This window comes from Halomonas sp. TH-94 (genome assembly GCF_057473365.1).
Window position 1 is genome coordinate 1 of sequence record NZ_JBYCKL010000114.1, and the last position, 4,949, is coordinate 4,949.

The window sequence follows — 4,949 nt, forward strand, 5'->3', positions numbered from 1 at the left end:
GGTACTGATCCTTGAGCTTGACGTAGTTTCCGGCCGTGTAGGGGAAGAACTCCCGCTCCTTGTCCTTCAGCGGACGCAGGGCCTTGGCCGGGTTGCCGGCATAGACGAAGCCGCTCTCCAGGCGCTTGCCCGGCGTTACCACGGCGCCGGCGGCAATGATCACCTCATCCTCGACCACGGCACCGTCCATGACGATGGCTCCCATGCCCACCAGGATACGATTCCCCAGGGTGCAGCCGTGCAGGATCGCCTTATGACCGATGGTGACGTCGTCGCCGATGGTCAATGGAAAGCCGTCGGGATTGAAGTCGCTGGCATGGGTGATATGCAGCACGCTGCCATCCTGCACGCTGGTGCGCTCTCCGATACGAATACGGTGCATATCGCCGCGAATCACTGCCATGGGCCACACCGAACTATCGTCGCCCAGCACTACGTCGCCCAGCACCACGCTGGCCGGATCGACGTAGACCCGCGCTCCCAGGGTGGGGCGCTTGTCCCCCCAGCCACGAATGGAGTCGTTCGAACTCATGCAAACCTCCAGGCCGGCCTCTTGCCGGACGCATCAGATGGATTACAGCAGCCCGGCCGCCAGCACCACGGCCGCCAGAGGAATCGATATCCAGCGTACCACCGTCCGCCATAGCAGAAAGCCCGATTCAGACACCCCCAGAGCCGCTCTCGACTCTTGCTGCGGCATGACCCAGGCGGCAAAGCAGGCGATCAATAAACCACCTACCGGCAGAAAGACTTCCGTAGGAATGGTAGTAACGAGCTCGAAAACGTTCATGCCGAACAGCGGGCGCCATTCGGCCAGGTTCGAAAATGAAAGGACCGACAGCAGGCCCAGCAGCCACACCGCGACACCCACCACTGCCGAAGCCTTTCCCCGGCCCAGCCCCAAGCCCTGAAGTGTGGCGACCATCGGCTCGGCCAGGTTGATGGAAGAGGTCCAGGTCGCCAACAGCAGCAGCAGAAAGAATATGCTGAGCCACAGAGCGCCCCAAGGGAGCTCGGCAAAGGCGACCGGCAGTGTGACGAACATCAGCCCCGGCCCCTCGCCGGGATCCATGCCTTGGGAAAAGACCACCGAAAAGATGGCGATCCCGGCCAGCAGCGCCACGCTCACATCCAGCACCGCTACGGCCCCGGCCGCACGAGGCAGGCTCTGATGCTCAGGCATGTAGGCACCGTAGGCCATCAGCGCACAGGCCCCCACCGCCAGGGTGAAGAAGGCGTGCCCCATGGCATGCATGACCACCAGCGGGGTGATGGCCGAAAAATCCGGCTTGAACAGCCAGGCCAGCGCGGGAACGAAGCCGTCGGTAGTGGCCGCATAGATGGCCAACAGCACCAGCAGCAGGTACAGCAGCGGCATCAGCAGATTGTTGAGCCGTTCCAACCCCTTGGCCACGCCAGCCGCCACCACGGTCATGGTCATGAACAGGAAGAGGCTGTGGTTGAAGGCCAAGCGTCGCGGGTCGGCGAGGAAGGCATCGAAACCGGCGCCGATCTCAGCAGCGCTCCGTCCTACGAAATCGCCGTTCACCGCCGTTATCAGGAACTCGATCGACCAGCCCGAGACAACGGAGTAGAAGGAGAGAATGCAAAAAACGGTAAAGGCACCAAACAACCCCAACCACCGCCAGTGGCGGCTGGCACCGGCCTGGCCGGCCAGATACCCCAGCGACTGCATGGGGGCGCGTCGACCGGCGCGCCCCACCAGGATTTCAGCCATCATGACCGGCAGCCCCAGCAGCAACACGAAGGCTATATAAAGCACCAGGAAGGCAGCGCCGCCATTTTCCCCGGTGATGTAAGGAAAACGCCAGATGTTGCCCAGCCCCACCGCTGCGCCCGTCACCGCCAGGATGAAGGCGCGCCGCGTGGTCCAGCGCTCCAGGGTTGCGTTCATGGCGTTACCTCGACTTTCGTGGAGGCGCAAGCCTATCAGGCCGGAACTCCGGCACCAATCCCCGGCGGGATTGAAACCCCGCCGCTCTGGCCGCATCTAAACGCTATTCCGCTTCTTCGATAACACAACCCGAGGTGCGCATGCCCCACAATCCCCTGCTTGAATCCCATGAGCTGCCCCCTTTCGCCGAGATCAAGCCGGAGCACGTGGTGCCGGCCATCGACAAGCTGCTGGCCGACAACCGCCTCGCCATCGAGTCACTGGTAGAGAGCGCTGAGCAGGAAACACCGACCTGGGCGAGCCTTGCCGCTCCGCTGGAAGCGCTCAACGACCGACTGTCGCGCGCCTGGTCACCGGTATCGCACCTCAACGGCACCATGAACTCACCTGCGTTGCGCGAGGCCTATCAGGCCTGCTTGGGCAAGCTGTCCGACTACTCCACCTGGCTGGGGCAGCATGAAAGGCTATTTCGCGTCTGGCAGGCCCTCAAGGAGGGCCCTGCCTGGGCCGAACTGGACGAGGCCCAGCGGCGCAGCGTCGACAACACCCTGCGCGACTTCCGCCTCGCCGGTGTCGACTTGCCGGCCGAACAGAAGAAACGCTATGGCGAGATCAAGTCGCGCCTGTCGGAACTGGCCAACACTTTCTCCAATCATCTGCTCGATGCCACCCAGGCGTGGCACAAGGACATCGACGACGATACCCGGCTGGCCGGCCTGCCGGAGAGCGCCCTGGCCACGCTTGCAGCCAATGCCGAAGCCAAGGGCGTAAGCGGGTATCGCATTACCCTCGACTTCCCCAGTTTCTACCCGGTGCTGACCTTTGCCGACGACCGCGAGCTGCGGCGCGAGGTGTATACCGCCTTCGTCACCCGTGCCTCCGACCAGGGCCCCAATGCCGGCGAGTACGACAATGCGCCGGTCATCGAGGAGACCCTGCATCTGCGACGTGAGCTGGCCGAACTGCTGGGCTTCGGCAGCTATGCCGACTACTCCTTGACCACCAAGATGGCCGAATCGCCGCACCAGGTGCTGGAATTCCTGGAAGATCTCGCCCGTCGCGCGGTGCCCCAAGCGCGGGAAGAGTTCGCCGAGCTCGAAGCCTACGCCCGCGACACGCTGGCCATGACCGAACTCGCCCCCTGGGACATTGGCTACGTCAGTGAAAAACTGCGCGAAGCCCGTCACGCCATTTCCCAGGAGCAGCTACGCCCCTACTTCCCCGCACCGCGAGTGGTCGATGGCCTTTTTCGAGTCGTCGAGCGGCTCTACGGCGTCACCTTTGCCGAGGACAGCGAGGCGCCGCTATACCACCCTGAGGTGCACTACTTCCAAATTCTCGAACAAGGGGAGCCCATTGCCGGCTTCTATCTCGATCTTTATGCCCGCGAGGGCAAGCGCGGCGGCGCCTGGATGGACGAGTGCCGAGTGCGGCGCCATCACGAAGACGGCGGGCTGCAGCTGCCGGTGGCTTATCTGACCTGCAACTTCACCCGCCCGGTGGGCGATAAACCCGCCCTGCTGACCCACGACGAAGTCACCACGCTGTTTCACGAGTTCGGCCATGGCCTGCACCACATGCTGACCCGCCAGACGGTGGCCGAGGTTTCCGGCATCAACGGCGTGGCGTGGGATGCCGTAGAGCTGCCCAGCCAGTTCATGGAGAACTACTGCTGGGAGCGCGAGGGTCTCGCTTTGATCGCCGGCCATGTCGACACCGGCGAACCGTTGCCGGCGGAGCTGCTCGAACGTCTGCAGGCGGCCAAGAACTTCCAGTCGGCCATGGGCCTGGTGCGCCAGCTCGAATTCTCACTGTTCGATCTGCGGCTGCATCATGAATTGAGCGCTCCCACGGCGTCAGCCGTACAGGCGCTGCTCGACGAAGTCCGCAGTGCCGTCTCGGTGGTGCCCAAGGCAGACTTCAACCGTTTCCAGAACGGCTTCAGCCATGTCTTCGCCGGCGGTTATGCCGCCGGCTACTACAGCTACAAGTGGGCCGAGGTACTTTCTGCCGACGCCTGGAGCGCGTTCGAGGAAGCCGGTATCTTCGATGCCGAAACCGGGCGGCGCTTTCGCAGCGAAATTCTCGAGCAGGGCGGTGCCCGCGACGCAGCCGCGCTATTCCGCGCCTTTCGCGGCCGCGATCCAAGCGTCGAGCCGCTGCTGCGTCACAGCGGAATTCGCGCCGCCTGACAACGGCATCGCGGCACGCTATCGTAGCCACACCGCCGCCGGGGTTCCCTCGGCGGCCAATCAAGGGAGGCATCATGGCCATACAGAAACGTTTCATTGCCGGTGCCGTTTGCCCCCGCTGTGCCGAAATGGACCGCATACGCGCCTGGGAACAGAATGGCGTACGCTATCGCGACTGCGTCAGCTGTGACTTTTTCGAACAGGCGGCCATAGAAGAGGAGACGGCAGCCGAGTTGGAAACCCGGGTCAACCGCGAGCGCGAGGAGCAGCGCCGCAACACCATCCAGACAGTGAGAATTCTCGACCCCGGGAGCCGCTGAACGTGGCCGGAGCGACGGCCGCCGACACCAGGCAGCGACCGGAAAGGCGACGCCACCTCGAGCTACTTGGTCTGGCAGCGGCTGCCGCCCTGCTGCTCTCGCGCCCCGATCTGGCCACGCTGGCCGCCGGCCTCGGGTTGTTCCTGTGGGGCATGAGCCATCTGGAAGAAGCCATCAAACGGCTCTCCGGGGGCACTCTGGATCGCTGGCTGCATGGGGCCACCCGCAGCCCCTGGCGCGCCATCGGCGTTGGTGCGCTGGCCACCGCCGTGGTGCAGTCCAGCTCGCTGATAACCCTGTTGGCGATGTCCTTCGTCAGCGCTGGCCTGGTCGCTTTGCCCGGCGCCATCGCCCTGCTGTTCGGTGCCAATCTCGGCACGACCACCGGCGCCTGGCTGATCGCCTCATTCGGCCTGCGCTTCGATCTGGCGCAATATGCCATGCCGCTGCTCGCCCTCGGGCTGCTCGGCCGCTACCGGCTGAGTGGGCCACAAGCAGGCATTGCCGGTCTATTGCTGGGTA

At 64.1% G+C, this 4,949-nt stretch carries 5 protein-coding genes; 3 read left to right on the forward strand and 2 right to left on the reverse strand.

Annotated features, from left to right (window positions below; all coding sequences use genetic code 11):
• Together AC2VNO_RS19255 and AC2VNO_RS19260 are read right to left on the reverse strand one after the other, a co-directional pair.
• Positions 1-532, reverse strand: a 532-nt coding sequence (locus AC2VNO_RS19255) for a gamma carbonic anhydrase family protein (protein ID WP_486935638.1), incomplete at its 3' end; no start/stop codon positions are given.
• A 42-nt stretch (positions 533-574) separates the two neighbouring features.
• Positions 575-1,915 carry a sodium-dependent transporter gene (locus AC2VNO_RS19260; RefSeq protein ID WP_486935639.1) on the reverse strand — a complete coding sequence of 447 codons (1,341 nt, stop codon included), beginning with the start codon at positions 1,913-1,915 and terminating at the stop codon, positions 575-577.
• 140 nt (positions 1,916-2,055) lie between these two features.
• On the opposite strand from AC2VNO_RS19260, the gene prlC reads away from it, so the two are divergent.
• The 3 genes from prlC to AC2VNO_RS19275 form a co-directional block, all read left to right on the forward strand.
• A complete protein-coding gene (prlC, locus tag AC2VNO_RS19265; RefSeq protein ID WP_486935640.1) occupies positions 2,056-4,107 on the forward strand; it encodes an oligopeptidase A in 2,052 nt (683 codons plus the stop codon).
• A 74-nt stretch (positions 4,108-4,181) separates the two neighbouring features.
• Positions 4,182-4,427: a YheV family putative zinc ribbon protein gene (locus AC2VNO_RS19270; RefSeq protein ID WP_486935641.1), complete on the forward strand. Its 246-nt coding sequence runs from the start codon at positions 4,182-4,184 to the stop codon at positions 4,425-4,427.
• A gap of 2 nt (positions 4,428-4,429) precedes the next feature.
• Positions 4,430-4,949, forward strand: a 520-nt coding sequence (locus AC2VNO_RS19275; protein ID WP_486935642.1) for a Na/Pi symporter, incomplete at its 3' end; no start/stop codon positions are given.